At 69.6% G+C, this 23877-nt stretch carries 18 protein-coding genes, 1 pseudogene and 1 riboswitch; of the genes and pseudogenes, 9 read left to right on the top strand and 10 right to left on the bottom strand.

Going from position 1 to position 23877, the window contains the following annotated elements; all coding sequences use genetic code 11:
- Positions 1-96: 96 nt before the first annotated feature.
- A complete protein-coding gene (locus SLW56_RS02840; protein ID WP_320694396.1) occupies positions 97-1068 on the bottom strand; it encodes a DUF4291 family protein in 972 nt (323 codons plus the stop codon).
- A 389-nt stretch (positions 1069-1457) separates the two neighbouring features.
- Between SLW56_RS02840 and SLW56_RS02835 the strand changes: the two genes are divergently transcribed.
- The 3 genes and pseudogenes from SLW56_RS02835 to SLW56_RS02825 all read left to right on the top strand — a co-directional run.
- Entirely contained in the window at positions 1458-2843 is a 1386-nt protein-coding gene (locus SLW56_RS02835; RefSeq protein WP_295842823.1) for a DUF763 domain-containing protein, read from the top strand.
- 298 nt (positions 2844-3141) lie between these two features.
- Entirely contained in the window at positions 3142-3783 is a 642-nt protein-coding gene (locus tag SLW56_RS02830; protein WP_295908268.1) for a phosphatase PAP2 family protein, read from the top strand.
- Positions 3784-3907: 124 nt separating this feature from the next.
- Positions 3908-4423 (top strand): annotated as a pseudogene (locus SLW56_RS02825) (DUF6496 domain-containing protein); the annotation flags it as partial.
- Between the two features lie 382 nt (positions 4424-4805).
- On the opposite strand, the gene SLW56_RS02820 reads toward SLW56_RS02825, so the two are convergent.
- The gene (locus tag SLW56_RS02820) at positions 4806-5156 is read right to left on the bottom strand and encodes a nucleotide pyrophosphohydrolase (RefSeq protein ID WP_150411117.1); all 351 of its coding nucleotides are present in this window, start codon (positions 5154-5156) and stop codon (positions 4806-4808) included.
- A 155-nt stretch (positions 5157-5311) separates the two neighbouring features.
- Between SLW56_RS02820 and SLW56_RS02815 the strand changes: the two genes are divergently transcribed.
- A complete protein-coding gene (locus SLW56_RS02815) occupies positions 5312-6475 on the top strand; it encodes a zinc-dependent alcohol dehydrogenase (RefSeq protein WP_017910142.1) in 1164 nt (387 codons plus the stop codon).
- 824 nt (positions 6476-7299) lie between these two features.
- Here the strand turns inward: SLW56_RS02815 and SLW56_RS02810 are convergent.
- The gene (locus tag SLW56_RS02810) at positions 7300-9414 is read right to left on the bottom strand and encodes a catalase (RefSeq protein WP_320694318.1); all 2115 of its coding nucleotides are present in this window, start codon (positions 9412-9414) and stop codon (positions 7300-7302) included.
- A gap of 232 nt (positions 9415-9646) precedes the next feature.
- On the bottom strand, positions 9647-12508 hold the full coding sequence (gene gcvP / locus SLW56_RS02805; protein ID WP_295915470.1) for an aminomethyl-transferring glycine dehydrogenase: 2862 nt from the start codon (positions 12506-12508) through the stop codon (positions 9647-9649).
- A gap of 102 nt (positions 12509-12610) precedes the next feature.
- Positions 12611-12715, bottom strand: a riboswitch (glycine riboswitch).
- Positions 12716-13003: 288 nt separating this feature from the next.
- Here gcvP and SLW56_RS02800 point away from each other — a divergent pair.
- The 3 genes from SLW56_RS02800 to SLW56_RS02790 are packed head-to-tail and all read left to right on the top strand — an operon-like array spanning position 13004 to position 15250.
- A complete protein-coding gene (locus SLW56_RS02800) occupies positions 13004-14254 on the top strand; it encodes a multidrug effflux MFS transporter (RefSeq protein ID WP_267116810.1) in 1251 nt (416 codons plus the stop codon).
- Positions 14255-14304: 50 nt separating this feature from the next.
- On the top strand, positions 14305-14715 hold the full coding sequence (locus SLW56_RS02795) for a hypothetical protein (protein ID WP_017910138.1): 411 nt from the start codon (positions 14305-14307) through the stop codon (positions 14713-14715).
- A 4-nt stretch (positions 14716-14719) separates the two neighbouring features.
- Entirely contained in the window at positions 14720-15250 is a 531-nt protein-coding gene (locus tag SLW56_RS02790) for a GNAT family N-acetyltransferase (protein WP_017911298.1), read from the top strand.
- Positions 15251-15280: 30 nt separating this feature from the next.
- Here SLW56_RS02790 and SLW56_RS02785 read toward each other — a convergent pair whose 3' ends face one another.
- The 3 genes from SLW56_RS02785 to SLW56_RS02775 all read right to left on the bottom strand — a co-directional run bounded on the left by SLW56_RS02785 (position 15281) and on the right by SLW56_RS02775 (position 19863).
- Positions 15281-17299, bottom strand: coding sequence for a M2 family metallopeptidase (locus SLW56_RS02785; RefSeq protein WP_295932766.1), 2019 nt, complete (start codon positions 17297-17299; stop codon positions 15281-15283).
- Positions 17300-17425: 126 nt separating this feature from the next.
- Positions 17426-19087, bottom strand: a complete 1662-nt coding sequence (locus SLW56_RS02780) for a phosphoethanolamine transferase (protein WP_267093665.1) — start codon at positions 19085-19087, stop codon at positions 17426-17428.
- Positions 19084-19863, bottom strand: coding sequence for a phosphatase PAP2 family protein (locus tag SLW56_RS02775; protein ID WP_148828813.1), 780 nt, complete (start codon positions 19861-19863; stop codon positions 19084-19086). Before SLW56_RS02775 ends, SLW56_RS02780 begins: the two co-directional genes overlap by 4 nt.
- 304 nt (positions 19864-20167) lie before the next feature.
- Here SLW56_RS02775 and SLW56_RS02770 point away from each other — a divergent pair, with 304 nt between their 5' ends.
- Both SLW56_RS02770 and SLW56_RS02765 read left to right on the top strand, forming a co-directional pair.
- Positions 20168-20869: a response regulator transcription factor gene (locus SLW56_RS02770; RefSeq protein ID WP_010340248.1), complete on the top strand. Its 702-nt coding sequence runs from the start codon at positions 20168-20170 to the stop codon at positions 20867-20869.
- Complete coding sequence (locus SLW56_RS02765; protein WP_267093666.1) at positions 20859-22172, top strand: HAMP domain-containing sensor histidine kinase; 1314 nt, start codon at positions 20859-20861, stop codon at positions 22170-22172. The genes SLW56_RS02770 and SLW56_RS02765 overlap by 11 nt, the downstream gene beginning before the upstream one ends.
- A gap of 11 nt (positions 22173-22183) precedes the next feature.
- On the opposite strand, the gene SLW56_RS02760 is transcribed toward SLW56_RS02765, so the two are convergent.
- From SLW56_RS02760 to minD, 3 genes are all read right to left on the bottom strand, one after another.
- Positions 22184-22681 carry a hypothetical protein gene (locus tag SLW56_RS02760; RefSeq protein ID WP_152243701.1) on the bottom strand — a complete coding sequence of 166 codons (498 nt, stop codon included), beginning with the start codon at positions 22679-22681 and terminating at the stop codon, positions 22184-22186.
- A gap of 125 nt (positions 22682-22806) precedes the next feature.
- A complete protein-coding gene (gene minE, locus SLW56_RS02755) occupies positions 22807-23064 on the bottom strand; it encodes a cell division topological specificity factor MinE (protein ID WP_017910131.1) in 258 nt (85 codons plus the stop codon).
- 2 nt (positions 23065-23066) lie between these two features.
- Complete coding sequence (gene minD / locus SLW56_RS02750; protein WP_010340244.1) at positions 23067-23876, bottom strand: septum site-determining protein MinD; 810 nt, start codon at positions 23874-23876, stop codon at positions 23067-23069.
- Position 23877 lies beyond the last annotated feature (1 nt).

Here is a 23877-nt window from a genome sequence, read left to right as displayed (position 1 = left end):
ATGCAGCCGCGCGATCGCGATGGGGCGACCGGCAGGGGCGATGCCGTCGCCAATCTGGCGTAGACGTCGCGCTTGGCGCAGCCGCGCCTTGCTTGCTCAGCCCGCTACCAATCCAGCGTTTCCAGAAAGCGCGCGGCCTCGACGTCGCTGCCCAGATAGGCGGCCAGCGACGCGGCGACCGCGTTGCGGGCAGTGGCGCACAGCGCGGCGCTGTCGTCGAATGCGGCATCGCCGAGTTCGGCCATGGTGTTGGCCATGGTCGCCAGACCACCGAATGCGATCTCCAGGCTGGCGGCCAGCGGTCGGGGGCGCCATGCGCCGGCCCCGTGGAACGCGAACAGCACGCCGCCGCTGGCGGTGTCGAGGATGACAGGGTCCGCGCCCTGGTCCGCGATCACCAGCCAGTGGTCGCGCCAGGCGGCAATGGGCTTGCCGTCGATCGCGTTCCAGCGGTAGCCGGCCTGCAGCGCCCACAGCTTGCACAACGGCGGAATGTCGAGCGGGTTGCCGCCGAGTTGCAGCGACAGGCCGGTCGGGCCGGCCGTGGCGTCGCGGATGTCGCCCCATGGCCCCACCTGCGCATAGAAGTCGGCGAGCACCTGTGGCAGCGGCAGCGTGCCCTGCCAGTCGGATGCAGGTTGCGGACGCAGTTCGCCCCAGGAGGCGAGCAGCGTGCGGAGGGTGGCGTAGGACATCGGGCGTGTGGCGACAGTGGACCTGAGGCGCATTATGCCCGGCGCGTGTCGTGCGCCGGGTGCGTGATGCCGTGCCGGCAGTGCCTGCGTAGTGGAAGCAGGCGCGTGGCTGCCGGATCGCCAGGATCCGCTCCCGCTCTTGCTTCTGCGCCCAACCGGCGCGGGACATCATTCGCAGGAAATTCGGCTTGATCCAGCTCATCCGGTGGTAGCTGAACTCGCCGCCGAAGCGCTGGTGGTCCATGGCGAACTGCGCAATCGCAGGGCGATCCACCTGGTAGACATCGATCGCATCGGTGTCGAAGCACGACAGGATGTCACGACCCCGGCGCGGCCAGGTGAGCTGCAAGGCAGCGCAAGGAACGGGATGCAGCGTCGCGCAGCCTGCGTCGTCGCAGCAACGTCGTCGATCCGCTGCCGCGTCTCCCGTGCCGGCCGGATGCCGCGCGATGCGTTCGCCTGGATCGGGACGCCAGCCGTAACGCCTCCTGTCAGGGCTGAAGCCTCGACGGCAGGTGCGTTTGCGCGGAGATGCTTGCCGCCGTGAGAGCGGCGCTGACTTCCTTCGGGATCCAGTTGCCCGCCGGCGTCGTCGAAAGGCATGCCGTGCGGGACACGCAACGAGCAGGGCCGGTCCATGCAGCGCCCTGGGTGCTTTCGCGCGTGCGGCCGCACTGAATCACTCAGCCTGCGCTCGCCTCCAGACTCGCGCGCTGAGACCCGCACTGGCTACCCTGGTGCACCCCGTTCCTCGGAGCCCCCATGAGCCGACGTTCCGGCAGCGCCGATCTGCCCCTGCATGGCGGTCGCGTGCCGCACTGGCTGGGCGCGCGCATGACCCGGCTCGGCGCGGTGATGTGCCAGGCCATCGTGCACAGCTATGGCCGCGACGAATTGCTGCGGCGCCTAGCGCATCCGTTCTGGTTCCAGTCGCTGGGGGCGGTGATGGGCATGGACTGGCATTCCTCCGGCATCACCACCAGCGTGCTGGGCGCGCTCAAGCGCGGCCTGGCGCCGCTGTCCGGCGAACTGGGCATCCACGTGTGCGGCGGCCGTGGACGGCATTCGCGGGCCACGCCGGACGAGCTGCAGGCGGTGGGCGAGCGCACCGGCCTGGACGGCGCGGACCTGGCGCGGGTCAGCCGCCTGGTGGCCAAGGTCGACAGCGCCGCGGTGCAGGACGGCTTCGACCTGTACCTGCACGGTTTCATCGTCAGCGACGACGGGCGCTGGGTGGTGGTGCAGCAGGGCATGCACGGTGGGCGCAAGCAGGCACGCCGCTACCACTGGCTGTCGGAAGGCCTGAGCAGCTTCGTCGATGCACCGCATGCGGCGATCGACGGCCCGCGCCAGGGCCACATCGTCAATCTCGCCGATCATCGCGCCGCCGCCGCGCGTGCGGCGCAGGTGGAGCTGTTGCAGACGCTGGCACCGGAGCGCATCGCCCGCGAATACGCCGCGCTGGAGGCCGCGCAGACGCCGGCATCGGCCGCCACGGCGCCGACCCACGCCGCGCAGGGGCGGGGCGCCACCGCGCTGGCCGCCGATGCGCTGTTCGCGGAGACCGGCGACCTGTTCGCGCCGGCGGCCGCCACGGTGCCCGAGCGCCGGCCGGCCGACCTGCCGCATCTGTCGCTGCCCGACCACCACGACGTGCGCGGTAGCGACATCGTAGTGCGGCGACTGCACGGTGCGCTGGCCGCCGCTGCCGAATGCGGGCCGCGCGATTTCGCCGACCTGCTGCAGGTGCCGGGCGTTGGTGCGCGCACGGTGCGCGCGCTGGCGCTGGTGGCCGAGGTGCTGCACGGCGCGCCGTGCCGTTTCAGCGATCCGGCACGGTTCTCGCTGGCCCATGGCGGCAAGGACCGGCATCCGTTCCCGGTGCCGACGCGGGTCTACGACCACACCATCGGCGTGCTCAAGACGGCGGTGGCGCAGGCCAAGCTGGGCCGCGAAGAGAAACTGGACGCGATCCGCCGCCTGGACGCGCAGGCGCGCCTGCTCGAACCGGCCGCGCGCGGGCCGTCGGTGGACGACTACATCGCCGAAGAGCGCGCGCAATCGCATGCCTATGGCGGGCGCAGTGTGTTCGGCTGGGAGCCGGCGCCGGAGGCTGTGGCGGAGCGGCGCGCCGCACGCGCAAAGTAAGAGCTCGGCTAGTGGTCTGGGTACGACGCGATCGAACCGGCGGTCGGGTGTCGTGCAGGCGTCGACGGCGATTCGCCCGCGATGCGCGAGTCCATCTGCGCAACCGACCTCATTGCAGTCGGGACTGAAGTCCCTCCCACAAGCAGGGACTTGTGGTCAGCGCTGCCGTCGGCCCTTGCGCGGAAGATCACGGTTGCGCCTCTCCGGGAGTCCGCTGTCGTGCCATAGCGCTGGTCGGAGGAGCGGACGCGGTCTGATCGCGTGCCAGGTTCCTCCCGTTCGAGCGATCGCCCGTATCATGGCCGCCCCCGGCGCACGGTGTCGGTGGCTCCGAACGACGCGTACGCCGAAGGACGTTTTCCCCAGCATGTGGTCTGCCATCAGCAACTTCGGCGACGCGGCGATGACGCTGCCGCTCGGGCTCGTCTGCGCACTGTGGCTGGTGCTGGGTAGCGCGGGATGGCGTGCCGCGGCGACGTGGCTTGGCCTGCTGGCGAGCGCCGCCGCCCTGGTCGGGGCGACCAAGATTCTCTACGCCGGCTGTGGGGTGGAACTGCGCGCGCTGCAGTTCCGGGTGATCAGTGGACACACCATGCTCGCCGCCTGCGTATGGCCGATGGCCTGCATGCTGTGCCTGCGCGCCCGTCCGCGGCCGCGGCTGGCGATCGCCTGCGGTTTCGCCATCGCCAGCGTGATCGCCATTGCCCGCGTCTACGCGCGAGCGCACAGCTTGTCCGAGGTCGCTGCCGGTATGGTGGTCGGGGCCGCGACGACGGCGTGCTATCTGCAGTGGCGCGGTGCGCCGCAGCTGCCCGCGCGCCTGCGCATGTACGCCATCGTGTCGGTGGTCCTGGTCGGCGCGTTGATGTACGGACGACACGCGCCGATCCAGCATGCCATCCAGACCTATTGGCCGGCGTTGTGCGGTCGCGACAGCTGATGGCGCCGTCTTCCGCCTGCAGGCATATGCACGTGCGCTTCGCCTGTCGTATGCCTGCTCTTGACCTGCGCGTTGCTACACCCGGAGCCGATGGCCGTCGTGGCCGCTTTCAGGAGATGGATCGATGCCGGAGCAATCCACCACCACCCGTGCGCGCCGCGCCAAGCGCGAAGGCAAGGCCGGCACGACCCAGGCCGGCGAGTTCGTGCGCGAGGAAATCGACCGTGTGCGCGAGGGCAAGACCCAGGTGAAGTCGACCAAGCAGGCGATCGCCATCGGCCTGTCCAAGGCGCGCCGCGCCGGGGTCAAGACCGGCGCGTCGAAGACCGCGTCGAAAGCCACCAGGAAGAAGGTTGCGCAGGAAGAGGCCAAGGGCGGCAAGCAGGCCGAGCCGTCGCCAACGCGCTCGCGCGGCGCCAAGAAGGCGCTGAAGACCGCCAGCAAGGGCAAGAGCGCGACGCAGACCGTGGGCAGCCAGGCGCTGTCGACGCAGACCAAGCGCGCGGCGAAGAAGCGTAGCGTCAGCAGCCGCTCGGCCGCGGCGAAGAAGGCCGCGCAGACCAAGGGCGCGACGGTGCGCAAGAGCGCGGCCAAGAAGGCCGCGAAGACCCGGGCCAAACAGGCCGGCACGCGGACGGCCGCCGCGAAGAAGATCTCGGCGAAGACCGCTTCGGCCAGGAAGGCGCCGGCCAAGAAGGCCGCGAGCAAGAAGGCGGCGAGCAAGAAGGCGGCGAGCAAGACTTCTTCGGCAAAGAAGACTGCGACCAAGAAGACGGCCTCGAAGAAGACGGCATCCAGGAAGACAGCGTCGAAAAAGTCGACGGCGAAAACCTCGGTCGCGAGGAAGACGCCAGCGAAGAAGAGCGCATCCAGCAAGCGTAAGACCAGCAAGCGCGCAGGCAAGACATCGTCCGCGCGCACACGCAGTTCGCGCTCGAGCGGCTAGTCGCTCCATGGCGCGCGGCGGCGGATGCCACCGCCGCGCGTCGACGCATCCGCGATCGGCGCGACTCGCCGGGGTCTTACAGCTCGGTGTACTTGGTGATGCGGCCCTTGGCGCGCTCCACCGGATACTTGGCGGCGTTGGCCAGCATCTTGCGCTGCGCGGCGTCGATCGGATCGATCTCCAGCTTGTCGCACAACTGGACCAGATACAGCAGCACGTCGGCGATCTCGCTGCCGACCTGCTGCTTTTTTTCTGCAGACAGTTGCTTGCTCTGCGCATCGTCCAGCCACTGGAAGTGCTCCAGCAATTCCGCCGCTTCCACCGACAGCGCCGCGGCGAGATTGCGCGGACTGTGGAACTGACCCCAGTCGCGGGCGTCGGCGAAGGCGCGCTGGGCGGCCTGCAGGTCGTGGAGGCTGTCGGGCATGGCATCGGCTCGCAGTGGGGACGGCGCATGGTAAAGCAGCAATCACGCGCGCAGGCACTGCGGTCGCGACATCGGACTCACGGCGTGGTCACCGACGATGCACGGCATCGGCGGCGACACTGCGGGCACGTGTTCGCAGACGAAAGGACCTACCCATGCAAGCTCTGACCTATCACGGCACCCGGGACGTGCGCGTGGAAACCGTTCCCGACCCGGTGCTGGTCGAGACCGACGACATCATCCTGCGCGTCACCGCCACCGCGATCTGCGGCTCGGACCTGCATCTGTACCGCGGCAAGATTCCCGATCTGCACACCGGCGACGTGCTCGGGCACGAGTTCATGGGCGTGGTGGAAGACGTCGGCCCGGACGTGCAGCGGGTGAAGAAGGGCGACCGCGTGGTGATCCCGTTCGTGATCGCCTGCGGCGAATGCTTCCATTGCCGCCTGACCGAATATGCCGCCTGCGAGACCACCAACACCGGCAAGGGCGCGGCGCTGAACCAGAAGGGCATCCGCCCGCCGGCGGCGCTGTTCGGCTACAGCCATCTGTACGGCGGCGTGGCCGGTGGCCAGGCGGAGTACGTGCGCGTGCCCAAGGCCAATGTCGGCCCGTTGGTGGTGCCGGACGTGCTGCACGACGAGCAGGTGCTGTTCCTGTCCGACATCCTGCCCACCGGCTACCAGGCCGCGGTCAACGCGGGCGTGCGTCAGGGCAGTACCGTGGCGATCTTCGGCGCCGGCCCGGTCGGGCTGATGACCGCGGCCTGCTGCCGCATGCTCGGCGCCGAGCGGATCTTCATGGTCGATCGCTATGCGTACCGGCTCGACTTCGCCCAGCGCACCTACGGGGTGATTCCGCTGAACTTCGAGGAGATCGACGATCCGGCCGACATCATCGTCGGCCAGACCGACGGGCGTGGCGTGGACGCCAGCATCGACGCGGTGGGCTTCGAAGCCAAGGGCAGCACGGTGGAGACGGTGATGGCCACGCTGAAGCTGGAAGGCAGCAGCGGCACGGCGCTGCGCCAGTGCATCGCCGCCACCCGCCGCGGTGGCACGGTCAGCGTGCCCGGCGTGTATGCCGGCTTCATCCACGGCTTCCTGTTCGGGGACGCCTTCGACAAGGGGCTGAGCTTCAAGATGGGCCAGACCCATGTGCAGCGCTTCATGCCCGAACTGCTGGAGCACATCGGCGAGGGCCGGCTGCGGCCCAACGAGATCATCACCCACCGACTGAGCCTGGCCGAGGCGGCGCAGGGGTATTCGATCTTCGACAAGAAGGAGCAGGATTGCCGCAAGGTGATCCTGACGCCGTGACCGTGGTGTGGCTGGGTGCCCCATGGCGGGTCACCCGGCCCCGGGGCCGCGCCTGAAGGTGTCGGAACGGGCGTAAAGCATGGTGCGTTGCACAACCTGCGAGGCGGTCCTGCGCGCCTGGGCATGGGCGTTCGGCCTGCCTGGCGCGAATGGGGGACATAGCGCCAACCGTCCGTCGCGAGCAGGTGAAGATTTCACACCTCCTTCACCTTGCTCCGATGTAGACGCGCCGCCCCGAGGCTCGGGATAAGTTTTTCCCGCCGTCGCCGTCAGGCGGCCACGCGGGAGTGGTCTGCCTGCTTCTTGTCAAGTGCGTGACAAGCTTTTTGACCACGAATCAATGACTTGGATGTTCCGGTGCGGTGAGGGTGGCATCGGCGGCTTGTCCACAGGGGGTGTGGATGACTTCTGCATAAGGTTGTGGATAAGGCCGATGCCGGCCCGTGACACAACAGTGTCAAGAGGGGTGGCGAAAAATTGACCAGGCGATTTTGCGGCCGCGATTGGGCCGGACCTTTGACCCTGTGCCGTGACCCCGCGGGGTGCACATCCGGGTCGTGGTCTGGGCGTTGACCACGGGCGCCGATCGCCTCGCGGTCGTATGGGTGCCTGTGTCGCACGGCAGTCCGGAGAACGCGCGGGTGCGACCATCAGGCGAGGGTGTGGCTGTCCCGAGGCGATCGCGTCGCCGAGTGCCGAAGATCCCGGGCCGCGGCCGGCGTGTGGCCGGGGTTCGCGAGCTGGCGAGTGAGGAGCCCTGTCAGCTTTCCCGGCATCGCCATGGCGCCAGCCGTGCGGCGCCATGGCGGAAACCGCTGCCCTGCTCAGGCCAGCAGGCGCAGCTTCGGCTCGCGGCTCCACTGCCGGGTCTTGGCCGCGGTCACGAAGCCCTTGCTGTCGCTGGCTTCGACCACCCCGGCATCCTTCTGCACGTTCCCGGCCTTCAGCAGCGGCTGCGCGCCGGCGTCGGCGGCGATCGCCTTGAGGTGGGCGGAGGCGTTGCTGACGAAGTCGATGGCCGCCGACTCCTTGCTCAGCCGCTTGCCGGCCTCGGCCGACAGCACTACCGCCACCGCGTCGAACACGAACGAGGGTGTGCCGGCCAGCTGGCCGTCGGCGGCCAGGCGTTTGCCGTCGCTGAGGACGGCGCCGCCGAGCTTGGGCGCGACGATCTTGACCGCCGCGCCGGCGTCGGTGGCGGCCTTGCGCAGGTCGCGCACCAGTTTCGCGTCCGAGCCCTCGTCGATCAGGATGCCGATCGCGCGGCCCTGCAGCGTCGGCTTCATGCGGCCGATGAGCTGCAGCGCCGGCGACAGCGGCAGGTCCTGCGGCGCGACCGCGGCCGGCGGCGCCGGCGGCAGCGCGTCCAGGCCCAGGCCGTCGGCGACGCGTTGCGCCAGCTTGGGATCGACGTGGCGCAGGTGCCCGACCACCGCCTCGCGCACGTGCGCGGTGTCGACCTTGGACAGCTCGAACACCAGCGCCGAGGCCACGTGCGCCTGTTCCGGCTGCGTCTGGCTGCGGTAGAACATCCGCGCCTGGCTGTAGTGGTCGGCGAAGCTCTCGGCACGCACGCGGCCCTTGGCGCCGTCGTCGGGCTGGGTGCGGTGGCTGACGAAGCCGCGCGCGGTCTCGCGCGGGCTGTCGGCCTGCAGCGAGCTGGGTTCGTAGGCGACGCGGCCCTTGGGCACGCCCATCTGCATGTGGCCGTCGCGCTGCATGTTGGCGAACGGGCACTTCGGCGCGTTGATCGGCAACTGGTGGAAGTTCGGCCCGCCCAGGCGGCTGAGCTGGGTGTCCAGGTACGAGAACAGGCGGCCCTGCAGCAGCGGGTCGTTGGAGAAGTCGATGCCGGGCACGATGTTGGCCGGGCAGTACGCCACCTGCTCGGTCTCGGCGAAGAAGTTGTCCGGCCAGCGGTCCAGCACCATGCGCCCGACGATCTGCAGCGGCACCAGTTCCTCCGGGATCAGCTTGGTGGCGTCCAGATGGTCGAACGGGAAGGCGTCGGCCTGTTCCTGGGTGAACAACTGCACGCCCAGTTCCCATTCCGGGAAGTCGCCGCGTTCGATCGCCTCGAACAGGTCGCGGCGGTGGAAGTCCGGGTCGGCGCCGGCCAGCTTCACCGCCTCGTCCCAGATCGTGGACTGCAGGCCGAGCTTGGGCCGCCAGTGGAACTTGACGAACGTGCTGCGGCCCTCGGCGTCGAGCAGGCGGAAGCTGTGGATGCCGAAGCCTTCCATCATGCGCAGCGAGCGCGGGATGGTGCGGTCGCTCATCGCCCACATGATCATGTGCAGCGATTCGGGCATCAGCGAGACGAAGTCCCAGAACGTGTCGTGTGCGCTGGCCGCCTGCGGAAAGCCGCGGTCCGGCTCCATCTTCACCGCGTGGATCAGGTCGGGGAACTTCAGCGCGTCCTGGATGAAGAACACCGGGATGTTGTTGCCCACCAGGTCCCAGTTGCCTTCCTTGGTGTAGAACTTGACCGCGAAGCCGCGCACGTCGCGCGGCGTGTCCACCGAGCCGGCGCCGCCGGCGACGGTGGAGAAGCGGGTGAACACCGGGGTCTTCACTCCGACCTCGGTGAGCAGCGCGGCGGTGGTGTACTTGGCCAGCGACTTGGTCAGTTCGAAGTAGCCGTGTGCGGCGCTGCCGCGTGCGTGCACAATGCGTTCGGGAATGCGCTCGTGGTCGAAGTGGGTGATCTTCTCGCGCAGGATGAAGTCTTCCAGCAGCGTCGGCCCGCGCGGGGTGGCGCGCAGCGAGTTCTGGTTGTCGGCGACCGGAATGCCCTGGTTGGTGGTCAGCGGCGGATGCGTGCCGCCGGCCTGCTGGTGCAGTTCGTCGCCATGGCCGCGCTGATCGGCGGGCGCGGCGGTGGAGGCGAGGGCGGTGGACGATGCGGAATCGCTGGGCGTGCGCTTGCGGCTGGCCATGGGAGATCGCTCCGGTGCGTGGCGGAAGAAGGCGTCGCGGTGGGGTGCCCGGTGCGTGAGGATGCGGGCGCGGCGGAAGTCCCGATCCTGGGCGGCGCGGCGTGAACGAGCCGTGCAACGCGCCGCATCGCGCGCACTTGTCTACCTCGGTACGCGCACTGCGCACGCATAAAAAAACCCAGCCTCGCGCACGAGGCTGGGTCTCGGGTGCAGCGTCGAACGAGAACGCGGCTCAGACCACCGCGTCTTCCTTGTACGCATCCACCGGGATGCACGCGCACATCACGTTCTTGTCGCCGTACACGTTGTCCACGCGCGCCACCGGCGGCCAGTACTTCTGCTGCTTCAGCGTCGGCAGCGGGAACGCGGCCAGCTCGCGCGGATAGGCGTGGGTCCACTCGCTGGCGGTGACCTGCGCGGCGGTGTGCGGGGCGTGCTTGAGCGGGTTGTCCTCGCGGTCCAGGCGGCCGTCCTCGATCGCGGCGATCTCCTCGCGGATCTGGATCATCGCGTCGATGAAACGGTCCAGCTCGTGCTGCGATTCGCTCTCGGTCGGCTCCACCATCAGCGTGCCGGCGACCGGGAAGCTCAGCGTCGGCGCGTGGAAGCCGAAGTCGATCAGGCGCTTGGCGATGTCCTCGGCGCCGATGCCGCTGGTCTTCTCCAGCGGGCGCACGTCGAGGATGCACTCGTGCGCGACCAGGCCATTGCGGCCGGTGTACAGGGTCTTGTAGTACGGCGCCAGGCGCTTGGCGATGTAGTTGGCGTTGAGCAGCGCGACCTGGGTGGCCTTGCGCAGCCCGCTGTTGCCCATCATGGTGATGTACATCCAGCTGATCGGCAGGATCGAGGCGCTGCCGAAGCTGGCGGCGCTGACCATGCCGACCTCGCCGTCGCCGCCCAGGGTCTTGGGCAGGTACGGCGCCAGATGCGCCTTCACCGCGCAAGGGCCGACGCCGGGGCCGCCGCCGCCGTGCGGGATGCAGAAGGTCTTGTGCAGGTTCAGGTGCGACACGTCCGAGCCCCACTTGCCGGGCTTGGCCAGGCCGACCAGCGCATTCATGTTGGCGCCGTCGGTGTAGACCTGGCCGCCGTGCGCGTGCACCGCTTCGCAGATCGCCACCACGTCTTCCTCGAACACGCCGTGGGTGGACGGGTAGGTGATCATCAACGCGGCCAGACGGTCCGAATACTTCTCGGCCTTGGCGCGGATGTCGGCGACGTCGACGTTGCCGTTGCCGTCGCACTTGGTCACCACCACGGTCATGCCGCACATCTGCGCCGAGGCCGGGTTGGTGCCGTGCGCCGATTCGGGGATCAGGCAGATGTCGCGATGGCCTTCGCCGCGGGCGCGGTGATAGGCGCGGATCGCCAGCAGGCCGGCGTACTCGCCCTGCGCGCCGGAGTTGGGCTGCAGGCTGACCGCGTCGTAGCCGGTGCACTCGACCAGCATCGCTTCCAGTTCGTCGATCAGCTGCTTGTAGCCGACGCTCTGCTCGGCCGGGGCCAGCGGATGGATCGCGCCGAACTGCGGCCAGGTCACCGGGATCATCTCGGCGGTGGCGTTGAGCTTCATGGTGCAGCTGCCCAGCGGGATCATGGTGCGATCCATCGCCAGGTCCTTGTCGGCCAGCGCGCGCATGTAGCGCAACAGTTCGTGCTCGCTGTGGTGGGTGTTGAACACCGGGTGCTGCAGGAACGCGCTGTGCCGCAGCAACTGCGGCGGCAGCGCATCGGCGGTGGCGGCGTCGAGCGCGTCCACGTCGGCCTGCGCGCCGAACAGCTGCGCCAGCGCGACCACGTCGGCGCGGGTGGCGGTCTCGTCCAGGCTGATGCCCAGCGACGCGCTGTCGATCGCGCGCAGGTTGATGCCGGCCACGCGCGCCTTGGCGTGGATGGCCTCGGCATCGACGCCGGTGACGTGCAGGGTGTCGAAGAAGCGCTCGCCGACGGCGACGCCGGCACCGCGCAGCGCTGCGCCGAGGATCGCGGCCAGGCGGTGGGTGCGGCGGGCGATGCGCACCAGGCCCTCGGGGCCGTGGTACACCGCGTACATCGAGGCCATCACCGCCAGCAGCACCTGCGCGGTGCAGATGTTGGAGGTGGCCTTCTCGCGGCGGATGTGCTGCTCGCGGGTCTGCAGGGTGAGGCGGTAGGCGGGGTTGCCGGCGGCGTCGATCGACACGCCGATCAGGCGGCCCGGCATCGAACGCTTGTAGGCGTCGCGGCAGGCCATGAACGCGGCATGCGGGCCGCCGAAGCCGAACGGCACGCCGAAGCGCTGCGAATTGCCGACGACGATGTCCGCGCCCCATTCGCCGGGGGCGGCGATCAGGGTCAGCGCGAGCAGGTCGGTGGCGACGGCGACCAGGCCGCCTTGCGCATGCACCGCGTCCGCCAGCGCCTGGTGATCACCGATGTGGCCGAAGCTGTCCGGATACTGCAGCAGCACGCCGAAGCACTCGGCCTGCAGCGCTTCCTCCGGCGTGCCCACGCGCAGCACGATGCCCAGCGGCTCGGCGCGGGTGCGCAGCAGTTCCAGGGTCTGCGGGTGCACCGCGTCGTGCACGAAGAAGGTGTCGGACCTGGACTTGGCCGAGCGCTTGGCCAGGGTCATCGCCTCGGCCGCGGCGGTGGCTTCGTCCAGCAGCGAGGCGTTGGCGATCTCCATGCCGGTGAGGTCGGCGCACATGGTCTGGAAGTTGATCAGCGCTTCCATGCGGCCCTGCGAGATCTCCGCCTGGTACGGGGTGTAGGCGGTGTACCAGGCCGGGTTCTCGAGGATGTTGCGCAGGATCACCTTCGGCGTGTGGGTGCCGTAGTAGCCCTGGCCGATGAAGCTGCGGAACACGGTGTTCTTGTCGGCGATGGCGCGGATCTTGGCCAGCGCCTCCTCCTCGGTGATGGCGTCGGGCAGCGCCAGCGCGGCGGGCGACTTGATGTTGCCCGGCACGATGGCGTCGGTCATCGCCTCCAGCGAGTCGTGGCCGACGGTGCGCAGCATGTGCGCGATCTCGGCGTCGTTCGGGCCGATGTGGCGCTCGATGAAGGCGCAGTGGTGTTCGAGGTCGCGCAGCGAAGAGGTGTGAGACATGGCAGTCGTCCGGCTGAGGAAGGCACGAGGAGGCAGGGACGCGCGCAAGGCCGTCGTCGGGCCGCAGCGGCGGGCACGATCGACGGGAAGCACGCGTCTTCCCAATGCCCCTCTGTCCTTTTGCCTGAGAGTTTGGAAGCGGCGGCTGGCGCTGCGCTTCGTGCCCCTTCGGCGCCGGGTTTGACCGGTCTCTCCAGAGTCTTGGTGCGGGTGGTATCGGGCCTGAGCGATTACGGGCGTTTGCGCCTTCGGCAGCGGGTCGCCCCGCTTCTCCCACCTTGCTGCGCCGCGATTATAACGTGGCCGGCGGCGCCCACGGCGGGCCGCGCGCACCCACGCCAGCCTGAATGGGCAAGCCGCGGCGGATGCGCGCCTGCGGCCGCAGCGCGTATCATGGCCGCACTCCCTTTTCTCGCGCCCGTCCATGCCGGACGGCGTCGCCGCGCGTGCGCCCTTCCTGCGGCCGCCGCGGCCGGCTTTCAGGATGATGTCCCCATGACGCTCCCGTCCGTGTCCACACGCCGCATGGCCCTGTTGCTGGCCGGGCTGGCGATGTTCGGTCCGTTCTCCATCGACACGATCTTCCCGGCGTTCCCGCAGCTGGCGCAGCGCCTGCATGCCGATCCGGTGGCGATCCAGCAGACGGTGAGCGTGTACCTGCTGGCCTACGCGCTGATGGGCCTGGCCCACGGGCCGCTGTCCGACGCGTTGGGACGGCGCCGGGTGATCGTGGCCGGGCTGGTCGTGTTCATCCTGGCCTCGGCCGGCTGTGCGCTGTCGCGCGACCTGCCGACCCTGCTGGTGTTCCGCGCGCTGCAGGGCGTCTCGGCCGGCGTCGGCATGATCGTCGGTCGCGCGGTGATCCGCGATCTGTTCCACGGCGACGATGCGCAGCGGCTGATGAGCCAGGTGTCGATGATCTTCGGCATCGCCCCGGCGATCGCGCCGGTCATCGGCGGCTGGATCCTGGGCAGCGGCCGCGGCTGGCCGACGATCTTCTGGTTCCTGGTCGGCTTCTCCTCGCTGTTGCTGGTCGCGACCCTGCGCTGGATGCCGGAGACCCATCCGCCGCAGGCGCGCACGCCGCTGGCGCCGCGCACGCTGCTGCGCGACTACATCGGCATCGCGCTGAATCCGCGCTTCCAGCGCCTGGCCGCGGCCGGCGCGTTCAATTTCGGCGGGGTGTTCCTGTACATCGCCTCGGCGCCGGTGTTCATGATCGACCTGCTGGGCAAGACCGAGCGCGACTTCGCCTGGCTGTTCCTGCCGACCATCGGCGGTATGACCCTGGGCGCGTTCCTGTCCGGGCGCATGGCCGGGCGGCTCGGGCCGATGCGCCAGGTGCGCTTCGGCTTCGTCTGCTGCGGCCTGTCGATGGCCGGCAACATCGCCTACACCGCGCTGGCGCCGGCCATCGCGCTGCCCTGGGCGGTGCTGCCGATCTTCTTCGCCGGCCTGGGCACCGCGCTGATCTTCCCGATCCTGGCGCTGGCGGTGCTGGACATGTATCCGCGCCAGCGCGGGCTGGCCTCCTCGCTGCAGGCCTTCACCCAGTTGATGGTCACCGTGCTGGTGGCCGGGGTGCTGTCGCCGCTGCTCAGCGGCCATGCCCTGCACCTGGCGCTGGGCTCGGGCGCGTTCTTCCTGCTCGGCTGGGGCTTCTGGCGTTGGGAGCGGCGCAGCGGCAAGCGCCTGCCGCGGCCGGATGCGCAGGTGCCGCGGCTGGAACCGGCCGACCCGCTGTGAGCATCGCCGCGGTTGGGCTATCGTCGTCGGGTCATCGTTGAGGAAACCGCATGTCCATCCAGTCCAAGCAGCGCCGCGACCTGCGCAAGAAGCTGGCCGAGCGCCTGCGCCACCGCGCCGAGGGCGCCGCGCCGGCCGCGCCCATCGAACCGCATGCGGAACTGCGCGACCAGCAGCGCACCTTGCTGGCCGGCATCGTGCGCCGCGACGGCGAGTGGGTGCTGGGCATGGACGGGCGCATCGCCGGGCAGAGCGAGAGCGCCGCGCAGGTGCTCTCGCTGATCATGCAGGCGGCGGAGCTGCACGAGCGCGCCGGCACGCCGGTGCGGCTGATGTACTCGGACGCGCTGAAGGACGCGGCGCAGGCCGATGCGCAGGCGCAGGGCCTGAGCTTCGAGGAGTTCAAGACGCGCCACGCCCAGGTCATGCGTCGCGACGACGGCGCGGCGGCTCCGGCTTGAGGCCATGGGCCAGAGCGCCGGCCAGGCTGCGCAGGAGGCCGTGTCGCTGGCGCGGGTGCGGCGCCGCGACGGCATCGCGCTGATCCAGGCGCACCGCGCCAGCGTCGCCCTGCATCACCCGTGGACCTATCCGTTCACCGATGTGCCTGGCTTCGAGGCCTGGTACGCGCAGACCCTGGACGGCAGCAACATCGCCCTGCTGGCGCGCGAACGCAGCAGCGGCGCGCTCGCCGGCCTGTTCACCTTCAGCCAGGTGGTCGGCGGTTGCTTCCAGAGCGCCTATCTCGGCTACCACGCCATGGCCGGCTGCGAAGGCCGCGGACTGATGACGCATGCGCTGCGCCTGTGCGTGGCTTACGCCTTCGCCGAACTGGGCCTGCACCGGGTGGAAGCCAACATCCAGCCGGACAACACCCGCTCGCTGGCGCTGGCGCAGCGCGCCGGCTTCCGCCGCGAAGGCTATTCGCCACGCTACCTGCGCATCGGCGGGGTGTGGCGCGACCACGAGCGCTGGGCGCGGCTGGCGGACGACTGAGCTGGCGGTGGCCCATGCGGCTGGCAGCGCTCAATGCCGAGACGGTGGCGTGGTCGGGGCCGGCGTAGGGGATGCGGGCGAGGTGGTTTGCGCCGAGACAGGCGCCGACGCCTCCCATCCGCACATCCGCCCCTGGTTCTGCTGCTTGAGCCATTCTTGCATTGGCGCGAAGTATTCCAGCAGCGGGCCGGCGTCGATGCGCTCGCTGCCGGTCAGTTCCTTGAGCGTGGCCTGCCACGGCTGGCTGGCGCCACGTTGCAGCATCGACCAGAACTTCTGTCCGGCCTCCTTGTTGCCGTAGAAGGTGCACTCGTACAGCGGGCCCTTGTAGCCGGCGGCGTCGCACAGGCTCTTGTAGAACTGGAACTGCAGGATGTGCGAGAGGAAGTAGCGGGTGTAGGGGGTGTTGGCCGGCACGTGGTACTTGGCGCCGGGGTCGAAGAAGTCCTCGCCGCGCGGCGTCGCCGGCGCCACGCCCTGGTACCTGGCCTTCAGCTCCCACCAGGCCTGGTTGTAGCGGTCCGGGGCGATCGAGCCGTCGAACACGCCCCAGCGCCAGCGGTCGATCATCAGCCCGAACGGCAGGAACGCGACCTTGCTCAGCGCCATGCGCATCTGCGCGTTGATCAATGCTTCGCGGCCCACCTGCGGTGCGTCGACCAGGCCGATCGAATGCAGGTACTGCGGGGTCATCGCCAGCACCACGGTGTCGCCGATGGCTTCGTGGAAGCCGTCGTTGGCACCCGCCTGGAACAGCGGCGGTAGCGGGTTGTAGGCCAGGTCGTAATAGACGTGGCCGAGTTCGTGATAGATGGTGGTGAAGTCCTCTTCGTTCGGCTTGACGCACATCTTGGTGCGCACGTCGCCGGCCATGTCCATGTCCCAGGCGCTGGCGTGGCAGACCACGTCGCGGTCCAGCGGCTTGATGAACTGGCTGCGCGTCCAGTAGCTGTCGGGCAGCCTGGGCATCGCCAGCGAGGTGTAGAAGTCCTGCGCGCGCTCGGTCATCTGCCGTGCGCTGAGCAACTGCGCCTCGCGCTGGGCCATGAACCGCGCTTCCGGCGAGGTGTCGCCGTTGCGCCGCGCCAGCGCCGCGCTCAGGTTGCCCTGGTACTGCCGCTCCAGTGCGTCGGTGATGTCCAGGCTGCCGGCGCCCGGGTAGGGCTGCAACAGGTCCCACAGGTTGCTCCAGTCCTGCTGCCACATGTTGCCGAGCAGGTGCGCCGGCAGCAGGCCGCCGGGCAGTTCGCCCTTGTCCTTGCCGTATTCGGCGTCGAGCTTGCCGCGCGCGTAGCAGTGCAGTTGTTCGTACAGCGGCTTGACCTGGGCCCACAGCCGGTCGGTCTCGGCGGCGAGCTGTGCCGGCGGCATGTCGTAGCCGCTGCGCCAGAGTGCGCCGGTGTCGGCGTAGCCCATGTCGCGCGCGCCTTCGTTGACCAGTTCGACGAAGCGCTGGTAGTCCTTGCGCATCGGTTGCACGGCGGCGTGCCAGCCCTGCCAAGCATCCAGTTGCTGGTCGTAGTCGCGGCTGCGGCGCAGCACGTCCTCCAGTTCGCCCAACTGCCGGCAACGGCGCGCGTCGCCCTCGCCGGTGCAGTAGGACGCGGCACCGTACGCGCCTTCCATCTTCGTCGCCAGCGCGGCCAGTTCGCCCAGCCGTGCCGGATCGCGTGGCGCCGGCATCGCGGTCATCTGCTGCAGCAGGCGCAGTGCGCGGGCGCTGTCGGCCGACATCGGCTTGCCGTCGTAGCGCCGGGCCTGCGCGATCCAGCCGTTGAGCGTGGTCAGCCAGCGCGCGTTGGCCCTGGCCGCCAGTCGCTCGCTGTCGCCGTTGATGTAGGTCGCCGACAGCCACTGCGCCGCGGTCAGTTCCGGCAGCAGCGCGCGGTACTCCTCGTTGATGCGGGCGACGAACTGGTCGGCGCTCTCGCCCTGGGGCTGGGCCGCGGCGGGGGCGGCGGTGTCGGCCGCGGGTTCCTTGCGGCAGGCGGACAGCGTCAGCAGGCTCGCGCCGAGGCACAGCGCGAGCAGCGGAGAGCGATGGGTCACGGCGAATCCTTGCAGGGCGATTGCCCGGAAGGCTAGTGGCCCGCCCGCACCGCCGCAAGTTCGGGCGGCGCGCTCTGGGTCGCGCCGCCGCGTCCGCTTACGCCACGAGCGCGCGTGGGCCGGCGGTCATTGCGGCTTGGCGCACTGCGCGAACAGGTCGCGCGCATGGTCGTAGACGCCGGTCCTGACCTGCATCAGGCCCAGCACCGACGGGAACAGGTTGTCCTGGTCGGCGTAGCGGCGCGACCGCGCCTGCAGGCAGGCCAGGTCCAGGCCGCGCGCGCTGGCGAAACCCGGCGAGAACCACATCACCATCGGCACGTGGGTCTGCTCCTGCGGCGCGATCGCGTAGGGCACGCCATGCAGGTACAGGCCCTTCTCGCCCAGCGACTCGCCGTGGTCGGAGAGATAGATCATCGCCGTGTCGTAGTCGGGCATCGCCTGCAGCGCGTCGATGGTGCGCGCCAGCAGGTGGTCGGTGTACAGCAGCGAATTGTCGTAGGCGTTGGTGATCAGTTCGCGGCTGCAGTTGCCCAGGTCGGCGGTGTCGCAGGTCGGGGTGAAGCGGCGGAACGCGGCCGGGTAGCGCTCGAAGTAGCTGGGGCCGTGGCTGCCGAGCTGGTGCAGCACCACGACGCGGTCGCCGGGCTTGGCGCGCACCTGCGCCGCCAGGTCCTGCAGCAGGATCTCGTCCATGCAGCGTCCGTCCTTGCACAACTGCGGATCCTTGGCGTCGTCCAGGTGCTGGATCTGCAGGCCGTCGCACACGCCCTTGCAGCCGGACTGGTTGTCGCGCCACAGCGTGCTGATGCCGGCGTGCTCGAGCACGTGCAGCAGCGACTGGTGCTTGCGGATGTTGCTCTCGTTGTAGTCGTGGCGGCCGAACGGCGAGAACATGCACGGCACCGACACCTCGGTGCTGGTGCCGCAGGAGTGCATGTCGGGGAAGTTGATCACGTCGCGCTTGGCCAGCTCCGGCGTGGTCTGCCGTGCATAGCCGTTGAGGCCCCAGTTCTGCGCGCGGGCGGTTTCGCCCAGCACCACCACCAGCAGCCGCGGCTTGCTGCCCGGCGCACGCGCGGTGGCCTTGGCGTCGTGCTCCAGCGGCAGTTTCGGCGCCTTGCGCGTGGGGCTGTCGGACTTGAAGTTCTGCCGCAGCGCGACCAGGTAGTTGATCGGCGTGGCCAGGTAGCGGATCTCGCGATGGTTGCGCATCATCGCCGACAGGTCCTGGAACGACAGCATCGCAGCGACGCCGCCCAGCGCCAGCATGCCCACCAGGAAGCCGGCGCGGATCGCCAGCGCCTTCAGCGGCGAACGCCGGATCAGCCGCACCCGCCACAGCACCAGGATCGGCAGCGCCGCGTAGAACAGCAGCGGCGCGATCAGCGCCGGGGTCATCAGCTCGCGCGATTCCTTGTGGTCGGTGGCCAGCACGTTGCGCAGCATGTCCGCGTCCAGGTAGACGCTGTAGCTGTTCATGTAGTGCGCGGCGAACGCGGTGGTGATCAGCAGCACCGTCAGCACCGGCTTGGCGATGCCGCGCCACAGCAGCAGGCCCAGCAGCAGGCCGTGCACCGCCAGCAGCAGCAGGAACAGCGACAGCGCCAGCTTCACGTCGCCGCCGTGGCCGCTCATCGCGCTGCGCCAGAACATGCCGTTGCAGGCCAGGGCGAAGAACGCGCTGGCCGCCAGCGCCAGCATCTCGTTGCTCAACTGCGGGCGCCAGGCCCACCAGCGGGCGCGGGAGGCGGTGGACGGCGAGGGCGGGGCGACGGAATGGCTCATGCGGCGGAATCGTTGGTAGTGGAAGGGCGTCGATCGGCCTGCGACAGGGTCGCGCGCGGCCACAGCATCGCCCGGTACAGGCCCAGTGCCACGCCCCAGCACAGGGCCAGCGTCCACAGGTCGTGCGACATGAAATGCGCGCCGCGCAGCTGTTGGCCGAGACCGAACAGCAGGCCTCCCCCGAGGCCGATCGCCAGCGCTGGCCAACGCCAGGCCGGCTTGAGCGCCAGCGCGACGAAGTACAGCCCCACCCAGGCATAGCCGGCACTGGAATGACCGGCGGGGAAGCATACCCCGCGCGGCATGCCCGCCGGGCGTGTCTCGAACAGGCCCACGAAGATCCGCTCGCCGCCATAGCGGACCAGGTCCCAGGGGCAGTCCATGTGGGTCACCGACTTCAGCAGCGACACCACGCCGGTGCTCAGCGCCACCGTCAGCAGCAGGTACAGCAGCGGCAGCCGGTAGCGGCGGGCATCCGGACGGCGCCAGGCCCACACCGCCAGCGCGGCGGTCACCGCCCATGCCGCCGCGCTCAGCATCTTGCCGTCGTGGTGGATCAGGCTACGGGTCAGCGCAGCATCCTTCAGCGCCCACTGTCCGCCTTCCCAGCGATACAGCAGGTCGGCGATCCAGAAATCCCCGCCCAGGCCCATCAGCACGCCACTGGCCAGCAGCACCAGCGCCAGCGGCACCCAGAGGTGGAACAAATAGAAATGCCGGCGTGCGCCGAGGTGGGGCGCCGCCGCAGCGGACAATCGCAGGGGCGTACTGATCATGGTCGACGAAAGCGGCCAGGGACGGCGGGAAAGTGGGGGCATGGTCGGGTTGCCGGTGTCGGATAGCTGTCGGAACTGCCGGTGAGAGGGCCAGGGCTTCAGCGAAGGTTGCGCACCGCCGCACTGATGCAAGCGCCGGGCCATACAAGTCCGTGACCGGCAGGAATGCCAGCCTGAGGATGTCGTGTTGGGATTCCTTCCAGGGTTTGTCGAGATTCGATCAAGGGCGCGCGGCCGTTCTGACTTCGTTCCGACACGCTTCCGCTAGCATGGGCAGGTCCGTCCCCCGAATTCGAGCGCGCCCATGCGGCTGCTGGTCATAGAAGACAACCGGAACCTGGTCGCCAATCTGTTCGACTACTTCGAGGTGCGCGGCCACACGCTGGACGCGGCGCCCGATGGCGTGACCGGCCTGCACCTGGCCACCACCCAGCGCTACGACGCGCTGATCCTGGACTGGATGCTGCCGCGCCTGGACGGGCAGCAGGTGCTGCGTGCGCTGCGCGAGGAGCACCATGCCGACGTGCCGGTGATCATGCTGACCGCGCGCGACGAGCTGCCGGACAAGATCGCCGGCTTCCGCGCCGGCGCCGACGACTATCTGACCAAGCCGTTCGCGCTGCCGGAACTGGAAGTGCGGCTGGAGGCGCTGCTGGTGCGCGCCAGCGGCCGCGGCCGCAGCAAGCTGCTGCGCGTGGGCGACCTGCAGCTGGACCTGTCCACGCTGGAAGTGACCCGTGGCGGGCGCACCCTGCATCTGTACCCGGCCTGTCGCAAGCTGCTGGAGGTGCTGATGCAGGCCAGCCCGGCCGCGGTCACCCGCGATCGCCTGGAGCAGGCGCTGTGGGGCGACGAGCCGCCGGACGGGGACATGCTGCGTTCGCACATCTACGACCTGCGCCGCAGCGTCGATGGCCCGTTCGCGGCCAAGCTGATCCACACCCTGCCGCGCATCGGCTACCGCCTGGCGGTGGTCGGCCCCCACGAGGGCGAGCATGCCGACTAGGGCCGGGCTGCGGCAGCGGCTGACCCTGTGGCTGGTGGGCTACGCGGCGCTGCTGTCGCTGGCGGTGTTCGTGCATGGCTACATCGTCAACGACCAGGCCGAGCAGCTCACCTGGCGTTCGTTGCTGACCTCCGAGCTGGACCACTTCCTGGCGCGCAGCGCGGCCGACCCGGACTATCGCTGGATCGACACCCGCACCGTGAGCCTGTACGGCGACGAGGGTGGCGCACCGCTGCCGCCGGCAGTGACGGCGCTGGGTCCGGGCCTGCACGACGAAGTGCAACTGGAAGGCAGCGAGAAGGTGGTGCTGGTGCAGGACGTGCGCGGCCGCCGCCTGGCGCTGGCGCTGGACATCACCGAACTGCACGACCACGAGGACAACCTGGCGCTGTGGATGCTGGTGTCCAACGCGGTGGCGGTGCTGCTGCTCGGCGCGCTGGTGGCCTGGGGCATGGGCCGGGTGGTGCAGCCGCTGATCGACATGGCCCAGCGCATCGGCAGCCTGCGCCCGGACCGGCCCGGGCAGCGCATCGAGGTGCATCCGCGCGCCAGCGCCGAGCAGGTGGTGATTGCCGAAGCGCTGAACGACTACCTGGCGCGCAACGACCTGTTCGTGGAGCGCGAGCGCGCCTTCATCGACAGCACCAGCCACGAACTGCGCACGCCGGTGGCGGTGATCGGCGGCGCCGCCGAGCTGGCGCTGGAGCAGCACGACGTACCGCCCAGCGTGCGCAACCAGTTGCTGCGCATCCGCCGTACCGCCAGCGGCGTCGGCCAACTCATCTCGCTGCTGCTGGTGCTGGCCAAGGATCCGGCGCGGATGGCGCGTGGCAGCGACCTGGTGCGGCTGGACCAGTTGTTGCCGGAGATCGTCGAGGACCACCGCCACCTGTGCGCGGACAAGCGCCTGGAACTGGCCCTGGCGCCGATGCCGCCGTGCGAGGTGGAGACGCCGCTGGCGATCCTGCAGGTCGCCATCGGCAACCTGTTGCGCAACGCCATCGAGAACAGCGACAAGGGGCAGATCCAGATCACGATGTTGGCGCCAGGCGTGGTCTGCATCGACGATCCCGGCCACGGCATGAGCCCGGAAGAGATCAGCGCGATCTACATGCGCATGGCGCGCGGCGGCGGCAGCCGCGAGGGCAGCGGCATCGGCCTGGACCTGATCGCGCGGCTGTGCGAACACCTGGGCTGGGCACTGCACCTGGATTCGCTGGCCGGCAGCGGCACCCGTGCGACACTGGACCTGAGCAGCGCGCTGAAGCGCCCCGGCGCGTCGCCGCCGTCGCCCACGTCGTAAGGACGACGGGGCTAGGCTTGCGCCGGCAGCAGCCCGCGTTGCGCCAGCCAGGCGCGCGCGTCGTCGGCGTCCTGCTCGAACCAGGCGCGGGTGGAGCCCAGCCGGTAGGTGTAGCCCCAGGCGTCCATGTCCGCCATCAGCCGCGCGCGGCCCACGCCGGGCAGGGCGTCGGCCAGCACGATCTGCAGGTAGCAGGTGGCGTCTTCTTCTTCCACCGAGTCGGTGGCGTCGGTATGCACCTGCGCGCGCCGCTGCGGCGGCAGCACGATCAGGTGGCAGGCTTCGTGCAGCAGCGAATGCACCGGCGTGTCGTCGCGCACATAGACGTCGCTGGCGATCACCCCCGCCTCCGGCTCGCCCCAGTAGCTGCCGGGAATGGCGGCGCCGTCGGCGACGCGGTGCAGGGTCAGCCCGTAGCCGGCCAGCAGCGCACGCGGCGCGTCCAGGCCGATCGCGCCCACGGTCAGCACCTGGGCGGCGGCAGCGGGGAGGGCGGCGTCGGTCTGCATCGTGTGGAGGTCGTCGGGATGGAAAAGGCGCGGAGGGCGCGCCCGATCACGGCAGGCGGGCGCGTCGCGGCGCCTGCCCGGATCGACGCGTCAGCCGCGGCGGCTGCCACGGCCGACGCGCGGCCTCAGGGCGTCGGCCCTTCCGGCAGGGCGACGGAGATGTCGAGCACGTCGTGCTCGCCGTCCTTGACCAGGTCCACCTTGACCGCGTCGGCGTCGATGTTGACGTACTTCTTGATCACTTCCAGCAGCTCGCGCTGCAGCAGCGGCAGATAGTCCGGGCCGCCGCGCTGGCTGCGTTCCTGCGCGATGATGATCTGCAGGCGGTTCTTCGCGGTCTCGGCGGTGTTCTTCTTGGTCTTGAGGAAATCGAATAGTCCCATGCTCACCCTCCGAACAACTTGGTGAAGAAGCCCTTCTTCTCCACGGAGATGAAACGCATCGGACGTTCCTCGCCGAGGATGCGCGCCACGGCGTCCTCGTAGGCCTGGCCGGCCGGGGATTCCGCGTCCAGGATCACCGGCTCGCCCTTGTTGGAGGCGTTGAGCACGTCGCCGGATTCGGGGATCACGCCGATCGCCTTCAGGCCGAGCACTTCCTCCACGTCGCCGATGCTGAGCATCTCGCCGGTTTCCACGCGCGCCGGGCTGTAGCGGGTCAGCAGCAGGAACGCGGGCAGGCTCTTGCCGCTCTCGGCCTTGTGGGTCTTGGAGTCGAGCAGGCCGAGGATGCGGTCGGAGTCGCGCACCGAGGACACTTCCGGATTGACCACCACCACCGCGCGGTCGGCGAAGTACATCGCCAGGAACGCGCCCTTCTCGATGCCGGCCGGCGAATCGCAGACGATGTAGTCGAAGCCGTCGGCGGCCAGGTCCTTGAGCACCTTCTCCACGCCTTCCTGGGTCAGCGCGTCCTTGTCGCGGGTCTGCGAGGCGGCCAGCACGAACAGGTTGTCGAAGCGCTTGTCCTTGATCAGCGCCTGCTTCAGCGTGGCTTCGTTGTGCACCACGTTGACGAAGTCGTACACCACGCGGCGCTCGCAGCCCATGATCAGGTCGAGGTTGCGCAGGCCCACGTCGAAGTCGATCACGGCGACCTTCTTGCCGCGTCGCGCCAGCCCGCAGGCCAGGCTCGCGCTGGTGGTGGTCTTGCCGACGCCGCCCTTGCCGGAGGTGACAACGATAATTTCAGCCAAA

This window comes from Xanthomonas sp. LF07-6 (assembly GCF_034105445.1).
Lineage (GTDB): Bacteria > Pseudomonadota > Gammaproteobacteria > Xanthomonadales > Xanthomonadaceae > Xanthomonas_A > Xanthomonas_A sontii.
This window is presented reverse-complemented; position numbering and strand designations above follow the sequence as displayed.